This is a genomic window from Streptomyces sp. ADI96-02 (assembly GCF_003846185.1).
In the GTDB taxonomy this organism is placed as follows: Bacteria; Actinomycetota; Actinomycetes; order Streptomycetales; family Streptomycetaceae; genus Streptomyces.
This window is the reverse complement of sequence record NZ_ML123034.1, coordinates 1,344,542-1,366,456: the sequence shown is the minus strand read 5'-3', so window position 1 is coordinate 1,366,456 and position 21,915 is coordinate 1,344,542. Positions and strand designations below refer to the sequence as shown.

The following is a 21,915-nucleotide window of genomic DNA, read 5'->3' as shown; positions in this document are numbered from 1 at the left end:
CCGCTCAGTACTTCGGCCCGACGTGCGCGTCCATGAGGGCGACGGATGCCCGTCGGGCTACGGATACGTTGTACGGCTTTCCGGCGCGTGCACAGTTCTTCCATTCCACGCCGAGGCTGTCGAGCGTGTCGGTGTACAGCCGCCGGATGTCGTCGGAGACGTTGGTGAACCAGTAGCGGGGATATTCGTAACGCTTGCGTTCGCCGGCCACCAGGCGCGTGGTCCAGTTGGTGACGCGGCAGCCGTCGGAGTGGATGAGGCCCCGGACGAAGTCCCAGGGATGGGAGTCGACGATCCGCCGCTGCCACGGTTCCAGGGCTATCTCGCGTTCGTGCTTCCTGCCGGGGCCGTGCTGGGGGAAGAGGCAGGGCCAGTGCCTGCTCCAGCTCGTGACGTTCTGGCAGCCCGGCCGCTGGACCCGGAAGACCTTGTTGCCCGGTCGAACGGCCAGTATCGCCTCGGCGCAGGCGTCGATGAGGCCGGGCCAGGCGTCGGCGCAGGCGATCCGGAGGAAGTACACCCCGCGCCGAGCGGCACTGATCCAGCCGTCGCCGAGGTAGAGGCCGAGCAAGTAGGCGTACGCGGCGGGGTCCTGGGGAGTCGTGGGCGTATCACCGCACCGGGGGCACGGTGCGGAGTGGTTGAGCGGTTCCAGCCGTATGCACCAGGAACGAAGGGCGGCGCGCGAGATTCCCGTCCGCTTGCTCACCGCGTTCTGACTGAAGCCCTGGGCCAGCAGGGCAAGGGCCTTTTCGCGCGTTTCGATGTCGTACATACGCGGGAGCCTTGCCGCATTTCAGCGCCCGGGAGGGGAAATGCAGACCGATCACACCATCACGTGAAGTCCTTCGATTTTTCCGTGACCTTGGAATCGAAGGAAGAGTGCCCCGAGTCGGACTCGAACCGACACTGTATGGGTTTTGAATCCATTGCCTGCTGCCAATTGGGCTACCGGGGCTCCCAGGATCGAAGGTCCACTTCAACCCGCTGCACGACCACCATACCGTAGCTGGGTAGGCTCAGGGGCAGCAGTGCCTGCCCCGGAACAAGGAGCCCCGTGACCACCCCCGAGTCGCCCCAGCCCGAAGACGCCGTCGACGACGACAAGTCGCACGTCCCGCCGCTGACGACCCGCGTCGTCATCGCCGAGGACGAGGCCCTGATCCGTCTCGACCTCAAGGAGATGCTGGAGGAGGAGGGCTACTCCGTCGTCGGTGAGGCGGGCGACGGGCAGCAGGCCGTGGAACTGGCCCGGGAGCACCGGCCGGACCTGGTCATCCTCGATGTGAAGATGCCGGTCCTCGACGGCATCTCGGCCGCGGAGAAGATCGCCGAGGAGTCCATCGCCCCGGTCCTGATGCTGACCGCGTTCTCGCAGCGCGACCTCGTCGAGCGGGCCCGGGACGCCGGGGCCATGGCGTACCTGGTGAAGCCGTTCAGCAAGAGCGACGTGGTGCCGGCCATCGAGATGGCGGTGTCGCGGTTCGCGGAGCTGAAGGCGCTGGAGAGCGAGATCGCCGATCTCTCGCAGCGGCTGGAGACCCGGAAGCTGGTCGACCGCGCGAAGAGCATTCTGCAGACTGACTACGGGCTGTCCGAGCCGGCCGCGTTCCGGTGGATCCAGAAGACGTCGATGGACCGCCGGATGTCCATGCAGCAGTTGGCGGAGGCGCTGATCGCGGACGCCGAGGAGAAGAAGAAGCCGGCCCAGTAGCCGCCGCCCGGCAGCCGCCCGCCGCCCGCCGGGCGCGTACGGAGAGCGCGCGTACCGAGAGGAGGCCCGCACCCCGGATGTCCGGGGTGCGGGCCTCCTTCGTGGCCGGTCGGCGCGGGTCAGTCCTCGCCGAGGTAGGCCTTGCGGACCGACTCGTCGTGGAGCAGGTCCGGGCCGGTGCCGGAGAGGACGATCTTGCCGACCTCCATGACGTGGCCCTGGTCCGCGAGGGACAGGGCGGCCTGGGCGTTCTGCTCGACGAGCAGGATCGTGGTGCCCGCCGCCTTGAGCTCGACGATGGTCTCCATGATCTTCTGCATCATGATCGGGGAGAGGCCCATGGAGGGCTCGTCGAGCATGAGCAGCTTGGGCTGGGACATCAGCGCCCGTCCCATGGCGAGCATCTGCTGCTCGCCGCCCGAGAGGGTGCCGGCGGCCTGCTTCCTGCGCTCCCCGAGGATGGGGAAGAGGTCGTAGGCGCGCTGGACGTCCCTCTCGATGCCTGCCTTGTCGTTGCGGAGGTAGGCGCCGAGGAGGAGGTTCTCGGTGATCGTCAGCCGGGGGAAGATGTGGCGTCCCTCGGGGGAGTGGGCGATGCCCAGGGAGACGATCTTGTGGGCGGGGATGTTGGCCAGCGGCTTGCCCTCGAAGAGGACGCGCCCGCCGAGTGGCTTGAGCAGTCCGGAGAGGGTGCGCAGGGTGGTGGTCTTCCCGGCGCCGTTGGTGCCGATGAGGGTGACGACCTGGCCGGCCTCGACCGTGAAGGAGATGCCCTTCACGGCCTCGATCTTGCCGTAGGCGACGCGGAGTTCCTCGACTTCGAGCAGGGCGGTCATCGGGTGTCCTCCTCGTCGGTGGTGGGGGTGTCGGGTGTGGTGGCGGCCGGGGGTGCGGCGGGCGCCGGGGTGGCGGTCGCCGCTTCGGCGGCTTCGACCTCGGCGACCTCGTCGGCGCCGGGGGCGCCTTCGAAGGGGGTGCCGAGGTAGGCGGCGACGACGCGTTCGTCGCCCTGGACGACGTCGGAGGTGCCTTCGACGAGTTTCTCGCCCTGGACGAGTACGGCGACGCGGTCGCAGAGGTTGAAGATGAACCGCATGTCGTGCTCGATGACGAGGATGGCGATGCCCTGGTCCCGGATCGCGAAGATGAGCTCTTCGGTGACGCGGGTCTCCTGGGGGTTCATGCCCGCGGTGGGCTCGTCCAGGAGGAGGAGTCCGGGGTCGCTGGCGAGTGCGCGGGCGATCTCCAGTTTGCGCTGGTCTCCGTAGGGGAGGTTGCGCGCGAGGTGGTCGGCCTTGTCCTGGAGTCCGATGAACTCCAGGAGTTCCATGGCGCGTTCGCGGCTGGCGTTCTCCGCCTTGTGGAAGCCGGGGAGGCGCAGGAGGGCGGACCAGAGGCCTTCCTTGGTCCGGGTGTGGCGTCCGACGAGGACGTTCTCCAGGACGGTCATGTTGGCGAAGAGCCGGATGTTCTGGAAGGTGCGGGCGATGCCCGCCTGGGTGACCAGGTGGGGCTTGGGCGGGAGGACGTCGCCCTTGTAGCTGACGGTGCCCTCGGTGGGGACGTAGAGGCCGGTGAGGCAGTTGAAGAAGGTGGTCTTGCCGGCTCCGTTGGGGCCGATGAGGCCGACGATCTCGCCGGTGTTGACGGTGAGGTCGACGTTGCGTACGGCGGTGAGGCCGCCGAAGCGCATGGTGACGCCGCTGGCGTCGAGCACGGTGGTGGCCGTCGTGGTGGTGGCTGTCGTGGTCATGGTGGTCACGCCCCCGCCTTCGTGGTGCCGGCGGCTGTCGCGGTGAGTGGTGCGTCCGGTGGTACGTCGAGCTGCCCGGTCTCGTGGAATTCGAGCTGCTTCCTGCGGTCGGCGACGAGTCCTTCGGGGCGGAAGCGCATCAGGAGGATGAGCGCGATGCCGAAGAGGAACAGCTGGTAGTCCTGCATGAACTGCAGCTTGGCCGGGATGAGGTAGAGCAGCGCGGCGCCGACGAGGGGTCCGCTGAGGGTTCCCATGCCGCCGAGGATGACGGCGGCGAGGAGGAACGCGGAGTTCGGGGGGACGGAGCCGGCGAACTGGTACTGCTCGGGCGTCACGGTGTAGGAGACGTGGGCCTGGACGGTACCGGCGAGTCCGGCGAGGGTGGCGCCGAGGGCGAAGGCGAGGAGCTTGAGCCGGAAGGCGTTGATGCCCATGGCGGTGGCCGCGGTCTCGTCCTCGCGGATGGCGACCCAGGCGCGGCCGATGCGGGATTCTCCGGAGCGGCGGAAGACCAGGACGACGACGGCGGTGAAGACGAGCATCAGCAGGTAGTAGTTGGCCGACCTGCCGAGGGTGAATCCGGCGATGTCGTGGCTGACGCCGAAGTCGAAGCCGAAGAGGTTGAGGTCGGGGATGCTGGGGATGCCCTGGGATCCGTTGGTGATGTCGGGTCCGCTGTTGCCGTTGAGGTTGTTCACGGTGAGGCGGAAGATCTCACCGAATCCGAGGGTGACGATGGCGAGGTAGTCGCCGCGCAGCCGCAGGGTCGGTGCGCCGATGAGGACGCCGAAGATCAGTGAGGCGGCGGCTCCGGTGAGGACGGCGGCCCAGAAGGGGAACTGGACGCCGACGGGGGAGAGCGGGGAGCCGGAGACGAGGGCCGCGGCGTAGGCGCCGACGCCGAGGAAGGCGACGTAGCCGAGGTCGAGGAGTCCGGCGAGTCCGACGACGACGTTCAGGCCGAGCGCGACGGTCGCGAAGATGAGGATGTTGGCGCCGATGAGGGCGTATTCCTCGTTCTGCTGGGTGAAGGGGAAGCAGAAGGCGGCGACGAGTGCCGCGGCGAGGGTGACGTTGCGGTGCTTGGTGGTGAGGGTGGTGATGCGGCTGATCAGGCCGGCGCGGGTGAGGGCGGTGAAGCCGAAGGCCACGCTGATGATGAAGCCGAGGAAGAGTTCGGCGTACTCGGTGTCGATGCCGTAGGTGAAGACGTACAGCGCGACGCCGAAGGCTCCGGCGATGATCAGGATCTCGGCCCAGGAGGGCAGGGCCTTGGCGCGTCCCGGTGCGGGGGCGCGGAGGCTGTTGAGGAAGCGGTCGAGCCCGGTGGGCTTGATCGTTTCGTCGAGTTCCTGGTCGGCGGGGAGGCCGAGGGAGGCGACGGTGGCGATGAGCGCGCCGACGAGGCTGACCCAGGCTCCGGGTTCCAGGTTGACGATTCCGCCGAGTTCGACGGCGATGGCGCCGATGGAGAAGCCGGTGGTGCCGAGGACGCCGAGGGCGCTGAGTCGGACGGGGCTGTTGACGCCGCCGGGGGTGAGCCAGCGCAGGCCCTTGACTCCGTATCCGGAGAGGACGAAGAGCAGGGTGATGACGGCGCCGATGAGGGTGAGGACCTGGAGTCCGCCGGGGTAGCCGGTGACGGTGAGGTCGCCGGGGAATTCGCTGGTCCAGGTCCAGGCGAGGAAGGTGCCGGCGAGGGCGATGGCGGCGCCGAGGGCGGTGAGGGCGCGGGCCGTGGCGGGGGGCAGCGGCAGGAGGGCCGGTGCGGTGGTGGTGGTCATGGACATCACGCCCTGTCCGCGACGCGCTCGCCGAGCAGGCCCTGGGGCCTGATGAGGAGCACGAGGATGAGGAGGACGAAGGCCCAGACTTCCTTCCAGGCGCCGCCGCCGAAGAGTTCCATGCCGGGGACCTCGTTCATGTATCCGGCGGCGAGGGCTTCGGCGACTCCGAGGACGACGCCGCCGAGCATGGCGCCGTAGATGTTGCCGATGCCGCCGAGGACGGCTGCGGTGAAGGCCTTGAGGCCCATGAGGAAGCCCATGCGGAAGCCGATCTGGCCGTTCTTGAGCCCGTAGGCGACGGCTGCGACGGCGGCGAACGCGGCGCCGATGGCGAAGGCCATGACGATGATGCGGTCGGTGTTGATGCCCATGAGCTTGGCGGTGTCGGGGTCCTGCGAGGTGGCCTGCATGCCGCGGCCGGCGCGGGTCTTGGAGACGAAGAGGCCGAGGGCGATCATGCAGAGCGGGGCGACGATGAGGACGAAGAGGTCGCCGCGCTGGATGTTGGCGCCGAGGACTTCGAAGGCTTCGCCTTCGAACTGCGGGAAGGAACGGTCCTTCGTCGCGTCCGGGTACCACATCCAGACCGCTTGCTGGAGGGCGAGGGAGAGTCCGATGGCGGTGATGAGGGGAGCCAGGCGTGGTGCTTCGCGCAGGGGCCGGTAGGCGAAGCGTTCGGCGGCCATGCTGATGGCGACGGCGGCGATGACTCCGCCGACGATCATGAGGGGTATCGCAGCTATGAGGGAGAATCCGGACGGAAGCCCGAGGTAGACCGTGAGGGCTCCGAAGCCCCCGATCATGAAGATCTCGCCGTGTGCGAAGTTGATGAGCTGGATGATTCCGTAGACCATCGTGTAACCGATCGCGATGAGACCGTACATCGCGCCGAGGATGAGTCCATTGGCCAGCTGTTGCGGCAGTTCGTTCACCGCAGGGCCTCCGTGGAGTGGTTCGGATATGGCACCGCGCGGGAGGGCTCGTAGCGCTCCCGCGCGGTCTGGTTGCTTTGTGTGACGACCGGCAGTGGGCCGGTCGGTGTTACTTGACGGCCTCGCTGAGCTTGGAGGCCCACTTGCCACCGGTGACCTGGTAGGCGGTCATCATGGTGTTGGTGGTGTCGCCGAACTCGTCGAAGGAGACGGGGCCGGTGACGCCTTCGAACTTGACCTTCGCCATGGCGGCGAGGACCTTGGCGCGGGCGTCGTCGGGGAGCTTGCCGTCGTTCTCGGCGACGACGATCTTGACGGCCTCGATGATCGACCAGGTGGCGTCGTAGGTGCCGCCGCCGTAGGCCTCGTAGGCGTCCTTGTATCCGGCGGTCTTGTAGTCCGCGAGGAACTTCTTGGCGGACTCCAGCTCCTCGACGGGCTTGCCGACGGAGGTGGCGATGTCGCCCTCGGCCTTCTTGTTGAGGGAGATGAAGTCGGCGCTGTACATGCCGTCGCCGCCCATGACCGGGATCTTGACGCTGTCCTTGAGCTGCTGGCTCAGGGGCGCGCCGGCGGGGTACTCGCCGCCGTAGTAGACGGCCTTGGCGCCGGAGCCCTTGACCTTGGTGACGACGGAGTTGAAGTCGCGGTCGTCGGGGTTGATGTGGTCGGCGCCGACGATCTTGCCGCCGAGCTCGGTGAACGTCGTCTTGAAGGAGGCGGCGAGTCCGGCGCCGTAGGGCTTCTGGTCGTCGATGAGGTAGACGTCCTTGATCTTCGCGTTCTTGAAGAGGTAGTTGGCCGCGAAGGCGCCCTGGATCTGGTCGGTGGTGGCGGTGCGGAAGTAGGAGGCGTAGGGGCGCTTCTTGTCGCCGGTCTTCCAGTTGTTGCCCTGGGTCAGCTCGGTGCCGGTGTTGGCCGGGGAGACCTGGGTGAGCTTGGCGTCGTTGAGGGGCTTCTGCATCGACTGGGCGACGCCGGAGTTCAGCGGGCCGACGACACCGAGGACTTCCTTGGTGCCGATGAGCTTGGTGGCGTTCTGCTGGCCGACGGAGGGCTGGGCCTGGTCGTCGAGGGCCTGGAGCTTGAAGGTGACGCCGGGGACGGTCTTGTCCTTGTTCGCCGTGTTCACGGCGAGGTCGGCGGAGTTCTTGATGCCGAGGCCGAGGGCGGACAGGTCGCCGGTCAGGGGGGCGTCGAGGCCGATGACGACCGTCTGGGTGTCGCCGCTGCCGCTGCCCTTGTTGCTGTCGTCGCGCGACCCGCAGGCGGTGAGCGTCAGTGCTCCTGTGGTGAGCACTGCGGTGAGTATGAGCAAAGAACGGTGTCGCACGAAAAGTCCTTTCCCTGGCGCGGCCTCCTCTGCTTGAGGTGCCGTGTCGATCGCCGGGCCGTACTGGGGTGGTACAGGGGCCGTGCAGCAGACACGCCCGGCGGCGCGGTGACTGGCGGTGACTCTAAGCGCAGCCGGGGGCGTCCGGGATGGGTCGGCGACGGATGTGACTCTCTTGTTATGCCCTTGAGCAAGGCTTGAGGTTCCTGTGAGGAGATGTGTGGCTTTCGGCTGGAGTGCGAAATGACCACATGCTGAGAACACGCAGCTCTGCTAAGGGGCTTGAGGTGATCTTGGTACTGACGTGCGATGCGGTGGGGGAGGGCGTGCCGGAGCGCTCCGGTGTCCCGTGCCGGAGTGGACGGCTGGATCTCACATGTCCTGCTTGTTACGCAGTGTTACATCGGTGAAAGATCCCTCGGGGCCGTCGAGGCGCATATGGCTGCTGAGTGGCTCACGGAACGGCTTTGGCCGTCAAGGGTGTTGACCGAGGGTGTTGGTCAACTGCCCTTTCACGGAAGGAGATATGACACTGCCCGGCCGGATTGCGGCGTGCGATTCCGGCCGGGCGGGGCGGCGGTGCGGGTGCTGCGGGGTGATCAGCCGGCTTCGGGGCGGGGGGCATCGCGCAGCAGGCAGGTGAGGCGGGCGGTGCACACCCGCTTGTCCTGCTCGTCGGTGATGACGATCTCGTACGTCGCGGTGGAACGGCCGCGGTGTACGGGGGTGGCGACGCCGGTCACCAGGCCGCTGCGGGCGCCCCGGTGGTGGGTGCAGTTGAGGTCGACGCCGACGGCGACCTTGCCGGCGCCGCCGTGGAGCATGGAGCCGACGGAGCCGAGGGTTTCGGCGAGGACGGCGGAGGCGCCGCCGTGCAGGAGTCCGTAGGGCTGGGTGTTGCCCTCGACGGGCATGGTGCCGACCACGCGGTCGGCCGAGGCCTCGACGATGCGCACGCCCATGCGTTCGCCGAGGTGGCCGGCGGAGAAGAGGGCGGGGAGGTCGACGCCGAGTGCCGCGTACTCGTCGATGACTTCCTTCGGGAACGTGGGTGCGGTGTGCTCGCCCATGGGTCCGGCTCCGATCGTCTGCGCTGGTTCGTTGGTGTCTGCACTGTCTTACCAGACGGCTGAGCGAACGCTTAGAGGGATCACGCCGGCGGCCCCGCGGGGTGGCGGGGCCGCCGGCGCCGTGCCGGGCTCGCGTCAGCGGGTGTTCTCGAAGCGGACGACGACGGACTTGCTGGCGGGGGTGTTGCTGGTGTCCGCGGTGGCGTCGAGCGGGACGAGGACGTTGGTCTCGGGGTAGTACGCGGCGGCGCAGCCGCGGGCGGTCGGGTAGTGGACGACGCGGAAGCCCTCGGCCCGGCGCTCGACGCCGTCCTTCCACTCGCCGACGAGGTCGGTGTACGAGCCGTCGGGGAGCCGGAGGGCGGCGGCGTCGTCGGGATTGACCAGGACGACGCGGCGGCCGTTCTTGATGCCGCGGTAGCGGTCGTCGAGCCCGTAGATGGTGGTGTTGTACTGGTCGTGGGAGCGCAGGGTCTGCAACAGCAGCCTGCCTTCGGGGAGTTCGGGGTACTCCACGGGGGCGGCGGTGAAGTTGGCCCGGCCGGTGGCGGTCGGGAAGCGGCGGGCGTCGCGGGGGCCGTGGGGGAGGGTGAAGCCGCCGGGGCGGGCGACGCGGGCGTTGAAGTCCTCGAAGCCGGGCACCACGCGGGAGATGCTGTCGCGGATGGTGGCGTAGTCCCGTTCGAAGCCCTCCCAGTCGGTGCGGGAGGCGGGGCCGAGGACGGCGCGGGCGAGGCGGGCGACGATGGCCGGTTCGGAGAGCAGGTGGGGGCTCGCGGGGGCGAGGTTGCCCCGGGAGGCGTGGACCATGCTCATGGAGTCCTCGACGGTGACGAACTGCTTGCCGCTCGCCTGGACGTCCTTGTCGGTGCGGCCGAGGGTGGGCAGGATCAGCGCGCGGGCTCCGGTGACGGCGTGGGAGCGGTTGAGCTTGGTCGAGACGTGGACGGTGAGCCGGGCCCGGCGCATGGCGGCCTCGGCGACGGCGGTGTCGGGGGTGGCCGCGACGAAGTTGCCGCCCATCGCGAAGAAGACCTTGGCCTCGCCGTCGCGCAGGGCCTGGATGGAGCGGACCACGTCGTAGCCGTGGTGGCGCGGCGAGGTGATGCCGAACTCCTTGTCGAGGGCGTCGAGGAATGCGGCTGCGGGCCGTTCGAAGATGCCCATGGTGCGGTCGCCCTGCACGTTGGAGTGTCCGCGCACGGGGCAGACGCCGGCGCCGGGGCGGCCGATGTTGCCGCGCAGGAGAAGGAAGTTGACCACCTCGCGGATCGTCGGCACGGAGTGCTTGTGCTGGGTGAGGCCCATGGCCCAGCAGACGATGGTGCGCTTCGAGGCGAGGACCAGGTCGAGGGCCTGCTCGATCTCGGCACGGGTGAGGCCGGTGGCGGTCAGGGTCTCGTCCCAGTCGGCGGCCTCGGCGGCCTTGGCGAACCCCTCGAAGCCGTGGGTGTGTTCGGTGACGAAGTCGGTGTCGACGGCGCCTTCGGCCGCCAGGATCAGCTTGTTGAGGAGGCGGAAGAGCGCCTGGTCGCCGCCGATGCGGATCTGGAGGAAGAGGTCGTTGAGGGCGGTGCCCTTGATCATGCCGTGGGGCGTCTGCGGGTTCTTGAACCGCTCCAGGCCCGCCTCCGGCAGCGGATTCACCGAGATGATCCTCGCTCCGGCGTTCTTCGCCTTCTCCAGGGCGGAGAGCATCCGGGGGTGGTTGGTGCCGGGGTTCTGCCCGGCGACGATGATCAGGTCGGCCTGGTGCAGATCCTCCAGGGACACGCTGCCCTTGCCGATGCCGATGGTCTCGTTGAGTGCGGAGCCGGAGGACTCGTGGCACATGTTGGAGCAGTCCGGCAGGTTGTTCGTGCCGAACTCGCGGGCGAAGAGCTGGAGCAGGAACGCGGCCTCGTTGCTCGTCCGCCCGGAGGTGTAGAAGAGAGCCTCGTCGGGGGAGCGGAGCGCGGTCAGCTCCTCGGCGATGACGGCGAAGGCCCGCTCCCAGGTGACGGCCTCGTACCGGTCGGCGCCCTCGGGCAGGTACATCGGCTGGGTGATGCGGCCCTGCTGGCCGAGCCAGTACCCGCTGCGCTCGGCGAGGTCGGCCACGGGGTGGGCGGCGAAGAAGTCCGGGGTGACGCGGCGCAGGGTCGCCTCCTCGGCGACGGCCTTCGCCCCGTTCTCGCAGAACTCGGCGACATGCCGCTTGTCCCCCTCGGGCCAGGCGCAGCCGGGGCAGTCGAAGCCCTCCTTCTGGTTGACCCGGAGCAGCGTCCGCGCGGTGCGGCGCACGCCCATCTGCTGCTGGGCGATGCGCAGGGAATGGGCGACGGCGGGCAGTCCGGCGGCGGCGTGCGGGGCCGCGTCGACCTGCGGGGCGTCCTGGACCGGGTCACCGGTCGGAGGCTTGGTGGCCATGATCTGCTCCCCTTCGAGCGCTCGTCCTCTGCGTCGATCCTGTCACGGGCCGCCGACATCGCGCCGGGCCGGGCGGGCGCGGAGCGGGGCCGAGGGGCCGTGCGCGGCTCGGCCGGTCCGGATTGTCAGTGGACCGTGGCAGGATCGGGGGCGTGGCTGAGACGGCATCGAAGAACACGGCAGACAACCGACCGCGCCTGCTCCTCATGGACGGGCACTCCCTGGCGTACCGGGCGTTCTTCGCGCTGCCCGCGGAGAATTTCACGACCGGGGCGGGCCAGCCGACGAACGCCGTGTACGGCTTCATGTCGATGCTGGCGAACACCCTGCGTGACGAGGCGCCCACCCATTTCGCGGTGGCGTTCGACGTGTCCCGCAAGACGTGGCGCGCCCAGGAGTTCCCGGAGTACAAGGCGAACCGCTCCAAGACCCCCGACGAGTTCAAGGGGCAGGTCGAGCTGATCGGCGAGCTGCTGGACGCGATGCGCGCGGACCGGTTCGCGGTGGACGGGTTCGAGGCCGACGACGTCATCGCGACGCTGGCCACGCAGGCCGAGGCGGCGGGCTTCGAGGTGCTGATCGTCACCGGCGACCGGGACTCCTTCCAGCTGATCACCGAGAACGTGACCGTGCTGTACCCGACGAAGGGCGTCTCCGAGCTGACCCGGTTCACCCCGGAGAAGGTCGTCGAGAAGTACGGGCTGACCCCTCAGCAGTATCCGGACTTCGCGGCGCTGCGCGGCGACCCGTCGGACAACCTGCCGGGCATCCCGGGCGTCGGTGAGAAGACGGCCTCGAAGTGGATCAACCAGTTCGGTTCCTTCCAGGAGCTGGTGGAGCGGGCCGACGAGGTCAAGGGCAAGGCCGGGCAGAACTTCCGGGACCACCTGGACGCCGTGAAGATGAACCGGGTCCTGACGGAGATGGTCCGGGACGTGGAGCTGCCGAAGTCCCCGGCCGACCTGGAGCGGGCCCCGTACGACCGCACCGCGGTCACGGGCGTTCTCGACGTCCTGGAGATCCGCAATCCGAGCCTGCGCGAGCGCCTTCTCGCCGTCGACCCGGGGGCGGCGGAGGCCGAGGCCCCGGTGCCGGCGGCCGGGATCGAGCTGGACGGGGCGGTGCTCGGCTCCGGCGAGGTCGCCGGGTGGCTGGCGGAGCACGGCGGGCAGCCGCTCGGCGTGATGACGGTCGACACCTGGTCGCTGGGCGCGGGCGCGGTCACCGAGGTCGCGCTGGCCGCCGCCGACGGGGCCGCCGCCTGGCTGGACCCGGCCGAGCTGGACGAGGCCGACGAGCAGGCGTTCGCCGCCTGGATCGCGGACCCGGAGCGGCCCAAGGTCATGCACAACGCGAAGAACGCCATGCGGGTCTTCCCCGAGCAGGGCTGGCACATCGACGGCGTCACGATGGACACCGCGCTCGCCGCCTATCTCGTCAAGCCCGGCCGCCGCTCCTTCGCCCTGGACGCGCTGGCCGTGGAGTACCTGGGACGGGAGCTGGCCCCGGCCGCCGCCTCGGACGGGCAGCTGGCCTTCGGCGCCGACGACCGGGCCGAGGCGGACGCCCTGATGGCGCAGGCGCGGGCGGTGCTCGACCTCGGCGAGGCGTTCACGACGCGGCTGCGGGAGGTCGGCGCGGCGGAGCTGCTGCACGACATGGAGCTGCCCACCTCGATCCTGCTGGCCCGCCTGGAGCGGCACGGCATCGCCGCCGACCGGGCGCATCTGGAGAGCATGGAGCAGCAGTTCGCGGGGACCGTGCAGCAGGCGGTGAAGGAGGCGCACGCCGCGGTGGGCCGCGAGTTCAACCTCGGTTCGCCCAAGCAGCTCCAGGAGATCCTCTTCGGCGAGCTGGCCCTGCCGAAGACGAAGAAGACCAAGACCGGGTACACGACGGACGCGGACGCGCTGGCCTGGCTCGCCGCGCAGACGGAGCACGAACTGCCGGTCCTGATGCTGCGCCACCGGGAGCAGGCGAAGCTGCGGGTCACGGTCGAGGGGCTGATCAAGACGATCGCCGCCGACGGCCGGATCCACACCACGTTCAACCAGACGGTGGCGGCGACCGGCCGGCTCTCCTCGACCGACCCCAACCTCCAGAACATCCCGGTGCGTACGGACGAGGGCCGGGCGATCCGCCGGGGCTTCGTCGTCGGCGAGGGCTTCGAGACGCTGATGACGGCGGACTACAGCCAGATCGAGCTGCGGGTGATGGCGCACCTCTCCGAGGACGCCGGGCTGATCGAGGCGTTCACCTCCGGCGAGGACCTGCACACCACGGTCGCCTCGCAGGTCTTCGGCGTCGACAAGACGGCGGTCGACGCCGAGATGCGCCGCAAGATCAAGGCCATGTCCTACGGGCTGGCCTACGGCCTGTCCGCGTTCGGCCTCTCCCAGCAGCTGAACATCGACCCCGCCGAGGCGCGGGTGCTGATGGACACCTACTTCGAGCGGTTCGGCGGGGTGCGGGACTATCTGCACCGGGTCGTCGAGGAGGCCAGGGCCACCGGGTACACGGAGACGATCCTCGGCCGCCGCCGCTACCTCCCCGACCTGAACAGCGACAACCGCCAGCGCCGCGAGGCCGCCGAGCGGATGGCGCTCAACGCCCCGATCCAGGGCACGGCCGCGGACATCGTGAAGGTGGCGATGCTGCGGGTGGACCGGGCGCTGACCGAGGCGAAGCTGACCTCGCGGATGCTGCTCCAGGTCCACGACGAAATCGTCCTGGAGATCGCCGCGGGCGAGCGGAAGCAGGTGGAGGGGATCCTGCGCCACGAGATGGCGAACGCCGTGGAGTTGCGCGCCCCGCTGGACGTGTCGGTCGGCGTCGGGGGGGACTGGGAGTCGGCCGCGCACTGACCGCGCCCCGCTGGACGCGCTGACCACGCGCCGCCTGCCGTACGCGGGCGGCGGCGGGCCCCGGAGCCGTGACACGCTCCCGGGCCCGCCGCCCGCCGCCCGCCTCCGGCTCCCGGGCCCGCCGCCCGCCTCCGGCTCCCGGTCGTCCGGCCGGCCCCGCTCCGCGGCCTCCCGCGGCTATCGCGGGGTGCCCTGCCTTTCACCGTTCTCACGGCTCTCACCCCTCCCGCCGCTCTCCGGAGCCGGGCCGTCCGCCCGGCCACCGGCCACGCGCCCGCCCGCCGCACCGGCTTCCCGCTCGCCCGGCCTGCGCGGCAGCCGCATCCACGCCCCGTACAGCAGCAGTCCCGCCGCCAGTCCGGCGCCCGCGCCGAAGCACGCCGTCGGAATGATGTCGAGCGGAGTGTCCACGCGCCCGAAGTAGGCGTACCAGCGCGCACAGCGGTGCACGACGCCCAGGAGCACGCACAGGGCCAGCAGCCCCAGGACGGTGTGCCGTTCCCGCCGCCCGAGCACCGGGACCGCCTCCGGCACCGGGGCGGCCCCGCCGAGCCGCAGCCCGGTGACGACGAACCAGCCGAGCAGGACGAGCGCCGCCGCCGAACTGCCGTACTGCGCGAACTGATAGCCGTGGAGGCCGCCGACGCTCCGGTCGAGCACGGGCAGCAGATCCGTTCCCCACCGGTCGTGATGGGTGAAGGCGTCCCACACCACATGGGTGACGGCGCCGAGCGCCGCGGACACGGCGAACCGCAGCCGGGCGGACGGCCCGAAGGAGGCGCGGCTCCACCGCTGCCCCCGCACGAAGCGGTGGACCGGGCCGCGCGCCCGTACCGGCAGCAGCGCCGCCAACGGCTCCCGCAGCAGCACCCATACGGCCACCAGGGCCCCGGCTATCAGCACGTCCACGGTGAGGACGCCGGGCCAGGAGTGAGTGAAGGAGCCGAACTCCATCGCCCCGGGAACCACCGTGTCGGCGAAGTACGTGAGGTCGGGCGCGAAGGAACCGGCGACGAGAGCCGAGGGGAACAGAGGGCCGCGGACGGTCCCGTTCCGCCGCATCGCGGGGAGTACGGCGGCGGCATGACTGAGCGTGAACGGCATGGCGGCAAGTATGGGCCCGCCCCGTACCCCTTCCGGCGGCCGTCCGGGCAGCGTGCGCGGGGGAACGTGAAAAAACAGTAAGAACCGGTCAGGCCGCGGTGTGCGGGCGGTGGAAGGTGCCGTAGGGTCTCCTGAGTCCTCGCGCTGGGGAGCGCGGACAGCCGTCGACGGGGAGGGACCAGAACGCATGGCAGCTCAATTCGGCCGACGTCTGCGCAGGGGGGCCGGCAACACCGCGGTCGCGGCGGTCGCCGTGGCGGCGCTCGCGGCCTCGCAGGCTCCCGCGGCGCCTCTCGCCGAAGCCTCGGCGGGCGGCGGCGACCGGCTGTCCGCCGACGGCGGGACGGGCGGTTCCAATGACGGCGCGGCCACGGGCAACTCGCCGTACTACACGGACCTTCCGCCCCTCGTGACGCCCGACAAGCCCGGTTCGTCCAGCAACCTGCCGGTGACCGGCCGGGCGCAGGCGGGCATACCGGCCTCGATCCTGGCCGCGTACCAGCAGGCCGAGCGGACCGTCGCGGGCACCGACGCGGCCTGCCGACTGCCGTGGCAACTCCTCGCGGCGATCGGCAAGGTGGAGTCCGGGCAGGCCCGGGGCGGCCGGGTCGACGCGAACGGCACCACCCTCTCCCCGATCCTCGGCCCGGCCCTCAACGGCCAGGGCTTCGCGCTGATCAAGGACACCGACGGCGGGGCGTACGACGGCGACTCCGTCCACGACCGCGCGGTCGGCCCGATGCAGTTCATCCCGTCCACCTGGGCCACCTGGGGACAGGACGCCAACGGCGACGGCCGCAAGGACCCCAACAACATCTACGACGCGGCGCTCGCCGCCGGGCGCTACCTCTGCGCGGGCGACCGGGACCTGGCCGTCGCCGCCCAGCTCGACCGGGCCGTGCTGAGCTACAACCACTCGACGGAGTACCTGCGCACCGTCCGCTCCTGGTTCGACTACTACAACCGCGGCACGCACGAGGTGCCCGACGGCTCCGGAGTCCTGCCCTCCGGACCGGGCGCGGGTTCCGGCTCCACGCCGGGCCCCGGACCGAGCGGCACCCCGGGCGGGCGCCCGAGCCCGAAGCCGTCCCCCGACGAATCGCCGAAGGGCACGAAGCCGACCCCCGGCCCCACGAAGCCCGGCGAAGGCTCCACCGGGCCCAAGCCGCCCCCCACCTCGAAGCCGTCCGAGACCTTCGGCTCCCTGGAGAACGCGGGCACCGGCCGGCTGACCGCCACCGCGGGCGAGGAGTTCGCCGAACGGATCGTCGTACGGGCCGAGAACAAGCTCGGCGCGCCGCTCGCCAAGGTGCGCGTCACCTTCACCGTCGCCGGAGACACCGGCACCCGCTTCACGGGCGGCCGGAAGACCGTCACGGTCGCCACCGGAGCCGACGGCACCGCCACCGCACCGCGGCTCACGGCGGGCGGGAAGGCCGGCGCGTTCACGGTGACCGCCACCGCCGGCGCACCCGAGTCCCGCACCCTCGCCTACGCGGCGAGCGTCACCGCCCGCCGGGCCGACGCGATCGTCCGGACCGAGGAGAAGGCGCTCGTCGCCGCCCCGGGCGCGAAGTTCGCGGACCCCCTCACCGTCAAGGCCACGTTCAAGGGGGCGCCCGCCGCCCGGGTGGCCGTCACCGCCACGATGATCACGGACGGCGAGAAGCCCGTCGAGAACGGCAAGGGCCCCTACTTCAAGGACGCCGACGGCAAGCCCGTCCGCGCCCTCACGGTCCTGTCGACGGACGCCGGCGGCCTGCTGCGCCTCCCGGAGATCTTCGCCGACGCGACGGCCGGGACGTACAAGCTGCGCCTGACCGCCGAGGGCGGCGCGAGCGTCGTCGTCGAGCTCACGGTCAAGGCGACCGAAGGCCAGACGCCGGACCCGGGCCAGACCCCGGAACCCGGCCAGACGCCGGACCCGGGCCAGACCCCGGAACCCGGCCAGACGCCGGACCCGGGGCAGACCCCGGACCTCGGACCGACGCCCTCCGCCGAGGGGACACGGCCCCCCGGGGCCTGATTCCTCCCTCGCACCCGACAGCCCCCGCGCCTACCCGGCGCGGGGGCTGTCCGCGCTGTTCTCATCTCACGCCCGGGTTGCTACGGTGCGCGGACCTGACGAACCATCAGTTCATCGTTCCGGGAGGTCGAGCATGCGTGCCCTCATCGCCGCCGCCGTCGGACTGGCCGCGGCCCTCGCCCTGGTGATCGCCGTCTCGGCCGTCGGCTCCCCCCAGGGCGAGACCTCGCCCGAGCCCATGCTGACCACCGTCCCGGGCCCCCCGAAGTAAGCGGGCCCAAGAAGTGACCGGGGCCCAAGACCCGGGCCTCGAGAAGCCACCCGGGCCGCACAACCCGGGCCCCGAGAAGCAAGCGGCCGGCGGCGCACGGGCAGCCGCGCGGCCGAAGTGACAGCACAGCCGAGGAAGAGGTCACCACCATGCGCAGCCGAGCCGGTCTCGTACTCCTGGCCTTCGCCGTCTTCTTCGCCGCCCTGGCGCCGCTGCTGCGCTGGTACGCCTTCCCGCGCCTGGCCAAGATCCCGGCCGGGCAGTACAAGGCGGTGGTCCTGGAAGCGAAGCCCGCCACCCTGCTCGACTACACCACGCTCACCGCGAAGGAGGTCGAGAAGATCACCATCGTCCAGACGATCAAGGGCAACGTCGAGGAGTCGGAGAAGATCGAGCGCACCGCCGGCCGGGACGTCGTCGTCTGGGACACGCTCTCCTACATCCAGGGACCCGACGGGAAGATGATCTCCCAGATCCCCGAGCGCTACATCTTCGACGCCCACACCCAGGCCCCGGTCAACGCCACCGGCGAGATGGTCGACGGCGATCCGGTCCGCCGCGAGGGCATCGAGTTCAAGTGGCCCTTCCTGACGCAGAAGCGGGACTACGCGTACTTCGACGCCCAGACCCGCACCACCGCGCCCATCCACTACCGGGGCACCCGCACCTTCCGCGGCCTGGAGACCTACTACTTCGAGCAGACGATCCCGTGGACGAAGGTGTCGATGCCGAAGAGGATGCCCATCGCGGGCCTCACGTCCGAGCAGATAGCCGCCACCGGCATCACCCGCTGGTACACCACCCGCCGCATGTTCTGGGTCGACCCGGTCACCGGTGCGCCCGTCAGGGGCGAGGAGGTGCACAAGGAGGAGCTGCGCAACGGGAAGAAGATGGGCCTCCCGCAGGACACCGTCACCGCGTTCGCCGGCCATGTGAAGATGCGCGAGGACTACCTCGCCGACACCGTCGAACTGGTCAAGTCCCAGCGCGTCCTGATCCTCATGCTCACCTCCTACCTGCCCTGGGGCTTCCTCGGCCTCGGCGTCGGCCTCCTGGCGCTCGCCCTCTGGCTGGAGGCCCGCGCCCGCCGCCCCGGCGAACCGCCCGCCCCGGCCCCCGCCGCACTCACTCCCGCGTGAGCCGCGCCTTCGTGAACCGGGTCGCCGGCACGGTCGCGGGATCCTCCGGCCACGGGTGCTTCGGGTACCGGCCGCGCAGCTCCGCCCGCACCGCCCGATAGCCCTCGCGCCAGAACGACGCCAGGTCCGCGGTCACCGCCGCGGGCCGCCCGGCGGGCGAGAGCAGATGCACCAGGACCGGCACCCCCGCCACCCGGGGCGTCTCGGCCAGGCCGAACAACTCCTGGAGCTTCACCGCCAGTACGGGCTGCTCCCCGCCGTACTCGACCCGCACCCGCGACCCGCTCGGCACCTCGATCCGCTCCGGGGCCAGCTCGTCCAGCCGGACCGCCTCACCGGACGCCCAGGGCAGCAGCCGTCGCAGCGCCTGGCCCGCCTCGATCCGGCCCAGGTCCGACCGCCGCCGCGCCCGCGACAGCTCCGGCTCCAGCCACCCCTCCGGCTCCGCCACCAGCGCCCCGTCCGACACGTCCGGCCACGGCGGACCCAGCACGCGGTGCAGGAACGCCAGGCGCAGCCGCAGCTGTTCGGCGTCGCGGCTCCAGCGCAGCAGCCCCACCCCGTCCCGCCGCAACCCCTCCACCAGGGCCGCGCGCACCAGCCCCGGATCGGGCTGCCGCAGCGGTCGCACCGCCAGTTCCACCGCGCCCAGCCGGTCCACCGACCTGGCCACCACCTCGCCGTCGGCCCAGCGCACCTCCTCGCCGCGCACCCGCAGATGCCCGGCGGCCAGCCGCGCGGTGTCCTCGTCCACCACCGCCGCCAGCCGCACCCGGGCCGAGGCCGCGTGCGCCGGCCGGTCCGCGACCGCCACGGCCAGCCACGGGGCGCTGCGCAGCCCCGAGCCCTCCCGCAGCTCCGCACCCGTTCCCGACACCATGAGGAACGAACCGTCGCCCCGCGCCCGCGCCACCCGCTCTGGAAACGCCAGCGCCGCCACCAGGCCGACGGCCGCGTCGTCCGTGACCCCGGACCGGCCGGGCGCGGACCCGTCGCCGCCCAGCGAGGACGACAGCCGCCGCACCTCCTGCCGCCAGCGCGCCGCGTATCCGTCCTGGCCCCGGCGCGCGGTGCGCAGGGCCGCCGCGAGATCGTCCCCGTACTCCCTCGGCGGCTCCTCGCTCAGCAGAGCCACCGCCTCGGCGGCCCGCCGCGCGCCGACCTCGCGGGCGCCGTCCAGCAGCGCCCGCGCCAGCCGCGGATGCACGCCCAGCCGGGACATCCGCACGCCCCGGTCCGTGGCCCGGCCGCTCGCGTCGACCGCGCCGACCGCGCCCAGCACCTCGCGGGCCGCGCCCATCGCACCGGCGGGCGGCGGATCCAGCAGGGCGAGCGCCGAGGCGTCCGGAGTGCCCCAGCACGCCGCCTGGAGCGCGAACGCCGCGAGGTCGGCCACCTTGATCTCCGGGGCCGGGAAGCGCGCGAGACGCCCGTCCTCCGCCTCCTCCCAGCACCGGTACACCGTCCCCGGAGCCTCCCGCCCGGCCCGTCCGGCCCGCTGCCGCCCGACGGCCCGGGAGGCCCGTACGGTCGTCAGGGCGCTGAGTCCCCGGGCGTGGTCGGTGCGCGGCTCGCGGGCCAGCCCCGAGTCGACGACGACCCGCACGCCGGGAACCGTCAGCGACGACTCCGCCACCGAGGTCGCCAGCACCACCCGCCGCCCCTCGGACGACCCGGCGAGCACCGCGTCCTGCACGGCGGCCGGAGCCCGCCCGTGCACCTGGAGCACTTCGGCGGCCACCCCGGACAACTGCCCGGCCACACGCGCGATCTCGCCGACTCCCGGCAGGAAGCACAGCACGTCCCCGTCCCGCTCCGCGAGCGCCCGGCGCACCGTGGCGGCCACGTGCGTCAGCAGGGCCGGATCCACGCGCATCCCGTGCGGCGGCCTCACCGGTCGCGCGGGCGGCGCCCACACCACCTCGACCGGGTACGAGACGCCCCGGGCCTCGATCACCGGGGCGTCGCCCAGCAGCCGCGCCCAGCCCGCGGCGTCCGTCGTCGCCGACGCGGCCACCAGCCGCAGATCGGGCCGGATCGCCTCCCGTACGTCCAGCAGGAAGGCGGCGACCGTGTCGGCGTCCAGATGGCGCTCGTGGCACTCGTCGATGATCACCGCGTCCACCCCGGCCGACTCCTGGTCCCGCTGGAGCCGCTGGAGCAGCACTCCCGTGGTCACCACCTCCACCGCGGTGTCCGGCCCCACCACGCGCTCGCCGCGCACGGTGAACCCGATCCGGCCGCCCGGCCGCTCCCCGAGCAGCCAGGCCATGCGCCGCGCCGCCGCCCGCGCCGCGATCCGCCGCGGCTCGGCGACCACCACCCGGCGTACCGGGCCCTCGCCGGTCAGCCCGGCCAGGACCAGCGGGACCAGCGTGGTCTTGCCGGTGCCGGGCGGTGCGCACAGGACCGCGACGCCCCGCTCGTCGAGCGCGCGCTCCAGGGCGGGTACGGCGGTGCGGACGGGCAGGCGGTCGAGGGCATCGGTGCGGATCACGCCCCCAGTGTCGTACGGGGCGGGCGCGTCGTGGAGCGGCGGCGGCGGTTCAGGCCCGTTCGCAGACGAAGATCGCCGTTCCCGGGATCAGGTTGCCGCGCAGCGGGGACCAGCCGCCCCACTCCTGGCTGTTCCAGGCCGGCCATTCCGGTTCGACCAGGTCCACCAGCCGGAACCCGCCCGCCACCACGTCCCGCACCCGGTCGCCGAGCGTGCGGTGGTGTTCCACGTAGACGGCGTCGCCCCGCTCGTCCTGCTCGACGTAGGGGACGCGGTCGAAGTACGAGGCGGCGACGGAGAGCCCTTCGGGCCCCGGCTCGTCCGGGAAGACCCAGCGGATCGGGTGGGTCACGGAGAACACCCACCGCCCGCCGGGCCGCAGCACCCGCCGCACCTCGCGGAAGACCCGCACCGGGTCGGCCACGAACGGCACCGCGCCGTAGGCGGAGCAGGCCAGGTCGAAGGAGCCGTCGCGGAACGGCAGCAGCCCCGCGTCCGCCTCGACGAGCGGGAGGCCGCCGCCGATCCGCAGGGCGTGCTGCAACTGGCGGTGGGAGAGGTCGAGCGCCACCGGCCGGGCGCCCCGGTCCGCCAGCCAGCGCGAACACTGCGCGGCTCCGGCGCCGATCTCCAGGACGTCCAGGCCCTTGAGGGAGGCGGCCGGCCCCAGCAGCCCGGCCTCCGCCTCGTCCAGCCCCTCCGGCCCCCAGACGAAGCGGTCGTCCCCGAGGAACGCGCCGTGGTGGCTCTGGTACTCGTCGGCGTTCCGGTCCCACCAGCCGCGGCTGGCCCGGCTGCTCTCGGCCCCGCCCGCCGCCCGGCGGGTGGCTTCCGCTTCCGTGCCGTGGATCTCTTGGCTCATCGTGCCCGTCGTTGTAGTTTGCCTTCACCCGCCGCGCGCGGTGCGCACGGGGTGACGCCGGGCGCACGGACCGTGTCCGCGACGCCTTGGCGCAGTGCGTTCGGGCCGATGTGGCCTCGGACGACACGAGTTGTGCCGGGATTGGGCCGAT

The 21,915-nt window shown here is 71.6% G+C and carries 16 protein-coding genes and 1 tRNA gene; 5 read left to right on the top strand and 12 right to left on the bottom strand.

The window, feature by feature from the left end; translation table 11 throughout:
• Positions 1–4 precede the first annotated feature (4 nt).
• Complete coding sequence (locus EES43_RS05975) at positions 5–775, bottom strand: helix-turn-helix domain containing protein (protein ID WP_124267731.1); 771 nt, start codon at positions 773–775, stop codon at positions 5–7.
• Between the two features lie 108 nt (positions 776–883).
• Positions 884–958, bottom strand: a tRNA-Leu gene (locus EES43_RS05970).
• A 99-nt stretch (positions 959–1,057) separates the two neighbouring features.
• Between EES43_RS05970 and EES43_RS05965 the strand changes: the two genes are divergently transcribed.
• Positions 1,058–1,714, top strand: a complete 657-nt coding sequence (locus EES43_RS05965; protein ID WP_124267730.1) for an ANTAR domain-containing response regulator — start codon at positions 1,058–1,060, stop codon at positions 1,712–1,714.
• A gap of 119 nt (positions 1,715–1,833) precedes the next feature.
• On the opposite strand, the gene EES43_RS05960 is transcribed toward EES43_RS05965, so the two are convergent.
• The 7 genes from EES43_RS05960 to EES43_RS05930 form a co-directional block, all read right to left on the bottom strand.
• Positions 1,834–2,550 carry an ABC transporter ATP-binding protein gene (locus tag EES43_RS05960; protein WP_124267729.1) on the bottom strand — a complete coding sequence of 239 codons (717 nt, stop codon included), beginning with the start codon at positions 2,548–2,550 and terminating at the stop codon, positions 1,834–1,836.
• On the bottom strand, positions 2,547–3,467 hold the full coding sequence (locus tag EES43_RS05955; protein ID WP_124271807.1) for an ABC transporter ATP-binding protein: 921 nt from the start codon (positions 3,465–3,467) through the stop codon (positions 2,547–2,549). Before EES43_RS05955 ends, EES43_RS05960 begins: the two co-directional genes overlap by 4 nt.
• 5 nt (positions 3,468–3,472) lie before the next feature.
• Positions 3,473–5,254: a branched-chain amino acid ABC transporter permease gene (locus EES43_RS05950; RefSeq protein WP_124267728.1), complete on the bottom strand. Its 1,782-nt coding sequence runs from the start codon at positions 5,252–5,254 to the stop codon at positions 3,473–3,475.
• A 5-nt stretch (positions 5,255–5,259) separates the two neighbouring features.
• Complete coding sequence (locus EES43_RS05945) at positions 5,260–6,189, bottom strand: branched-chain amino acid ABC transporter permease (protein ID WP_124267727.1); 930 nt, start codon at positions 6,187–6,189, stop codon at positions 5,260–5,262.
• 109 nt (positions 6,190–6,298) lie between these two features.
• A complete protein-coding gene (locus EES43_RS05940; protein ID WP_124271806.1) occupies positions 6,299–7,507 on the bottom strand; it encodes a branched-chain amino acid ABC transporter substrate-binding protein in 1,209 nt (402 codons plus the stop codon).
• A gap of 614 nt (positions 7,508–8,121) precedes the next feature.
• Positions 8,122–8,592 carry a PaaI family thioesterase gene (locus EES43_RS05935; RefSeq protein WP_124267726.1) on the bottom strand — a complete coding sequence of 157 codons (471 nt, stop codon included), beginning with the start codon at positions 8,590–8,592 and terminating at the stop codon, positions 8,122–8,124.
• 135 nt (positions 8,593–8,727) lie between these two features.
• Positions 8,728–11,001 (bottom strand): FdhF/YdeP family oxidoreductase, encoded by a 2,274-nt coding sequence (locus EES43_RS05930; protein WP_124267725.1) that lies wholly within the window; start codon positions 10,999–11,001, stop codon positions 8,728–8,730.
• 152 nt (positions 11,002–11,153) lie between these two features.
• Here EES43_RS05930 and polA point away from each other — a divergent pair, with 152 nt between their 5' ends.
• The gene (polA, locus tag EES43_RS05925; protein WP_124267724.1) at positions 11,154–13,865 is read left to right on the top strand and encodes a DNA polymerase I; all 2,712 of its coding nucleotides are present in this window, start codon (positions 11,154–11,156) and stop codon (positions 13,863–13,865) included.
• A gap of 177 nt (positions 13,866–14,042) precedes the next feature.
• Here the strand turns inward: polA and EES43_RS05920 are convergent, their stop codons facing one another.
• Positions 14,043–14,969, bottom strand: a complete 927-nt coding sequence (locus EES43_RS05920; RefSeq protein WP_124267723.1) for a DUF4184 family protein — start codon at positions 14,967–14,969, stop codon at positions 14,043–14,045.
• Between the two features lie 187 nt (positions 14,970–15,156).
• Between EES43_RS05920 and EES43_RS05915 the strand changes: the two genes are divergently transcribed.
• The 3 genes from EES43_RS05915 to EES43_RS05905 all read left to right on the top strand — a co-directional run bounded on the left by EES43_RS05915 (position 15,157) and on the right by EES43_RS05905 (position 18,405).
• Positions 15,157–16,995 (top strand): lytic murein transglycosylase, encoded by a 1,839-nt coding sequence (locus EES43_RS05915; protein ID WP_124267722.1) that lies wholly within the window; start codon positions 15,157–15,159, stop codon positions 16,993–16,995.
• A 133-nt stretch (positions 16,996–17,128) separates the two neighbouring features.
• On the top strand, positions 17,129–17,266 hold the full coding sequence (locus EES43_RS05910; RefSeq protein WP_124267721.1) for an SPW_0924 family protein: 138 nt from the start codon (positions 17,129–17,131) through the stop codon (positions 17,264–17,266).
• Between the two features lie 149 nt (positions 17,267–17,415).
• Positions 17,416–18,405, top strand: a complete 990-nt coding sequence (locus EES43_RS05905) for a PorA family protein (protein ID WP_124267720.1) — start codon at positions 17,416–17,418, stop codon at positions 18,403–18,405.
• On the opposite strand, the gene hrpB is transcribed toward EES43_RS05905, so the two are convergent.
• The gene (hrpB, locus tag EES43_RS05900; RefSeq protein WP_124267719.1) at positions 18,392–20,902 is read right to left on the bottom strand and encodes an ATP-dependent helicase HrpB; all 2,511 of its coding nucleotides are present in this window, start codon (positions 20,900–20,902) and stop codon (positions 18,392–18,394) included. The two genes, EES43_RS05905 and hrpB, sit on opposite strands and share 14 nt — an antisense overlap.
• Positions 20,903–20,951: 49 nt before the next feature.
• The gene (locus EES43_RS05895; RefSeq protein WP_124267718.1) at positions 20,952–21,764 is read right to left on the bottom strand and encodes a class I SAM-dependent methyltransferase; all 813 of its coding nucleotides are present in this window, start codon (positions 21,762–21,764) and stop codon (positions 20,952–20,954) included.
• Between the last annotated feature and the right edge of the window lie 151 nt (positions 21,765–21,915).

Excerpts from the sequence above, each read along its gene's own strand:
- EES43_RS05960 (WP_124267729.1), bottom strand. The coding sequence starts at position 2,550 with ATGACCGCCCTGCTCGAAGTCGAGGAACTCCGCGTCGCCTACGGCAAG.
- EES43_RS05955 (WP_124271807.1), bottom strand. The coding sequence starts at position 3,467 with ATGACCACGACAGCCACCACCACGACGGCCACCACCGTGCTCGACGCC.
- EES43_RS05905 (WP_124267720.1), top strand. The coding sequence starts at position 17,416 with ATGCGCAGCCGAGCCGGTCTCGTACTCCTGGCCTTCGCCGTCTTCTTC.
- EES43_RS05915 (WP_124267722.1), top strand. The coding sequence starts at position 15,157 with ATGGCAGCTCAATTCGGCCGACGTCTGCGCAGGGGGGCCGGCAACACC.
- EES43_RS05910 (WP_124267721.1), top strand. The coding sequence starts at position 17,129 with ATGCGTGCCCTCATCGCCGCCGCCGTCGGACTGGCCGCGGCCCTCGCC.
- EES43_RS05975 (WP_124267731.1), bottom strand. The coding sequence starts at position 775 with ATGTACGACATCGAAACGCGCGAAAAGGCCCTTGCCCTGCTGGCCCAG.
- EES43_RS05935 (WP_124267726.1), bottom strand. The coding sequence starts at position 8,592 with ATGGGCGAGCACACCGCACCCACGTTCCCGAAGGAAGTCATCGACGAG.
- EES43_RS05895 (WP_124267718.1), bottom strand. The coding sequence starts at position 21,764 with ATGAGCCAAGAGATCCACGGCACGGAAGCGGAAGCCACCCGCCGGGCG.
- EES43_RS05930 (WP_124267725.1), bottom strand. The coding sequence starts at position 11,001 with ATGGCCACCAAGCCTCCGACCGGTGACCCGGTCCAGGACGCCCCGCAG.
- EES43_RS05950 (WP_124267728.1), bottom strand. The coding sequence starts at position 5,254 with ATGACCACCACCACCGCACCGGCCCTCCTGCCGCTGCCCCCCGCCACG.
- EES43_RS05920 (WP_124267723.1), bottom strand. The coding sequence starts at position 14,969 with ATGCCGTTCACGCTCAGTCATGCCGCCGCCGTACTCCCCGCGATGCGG.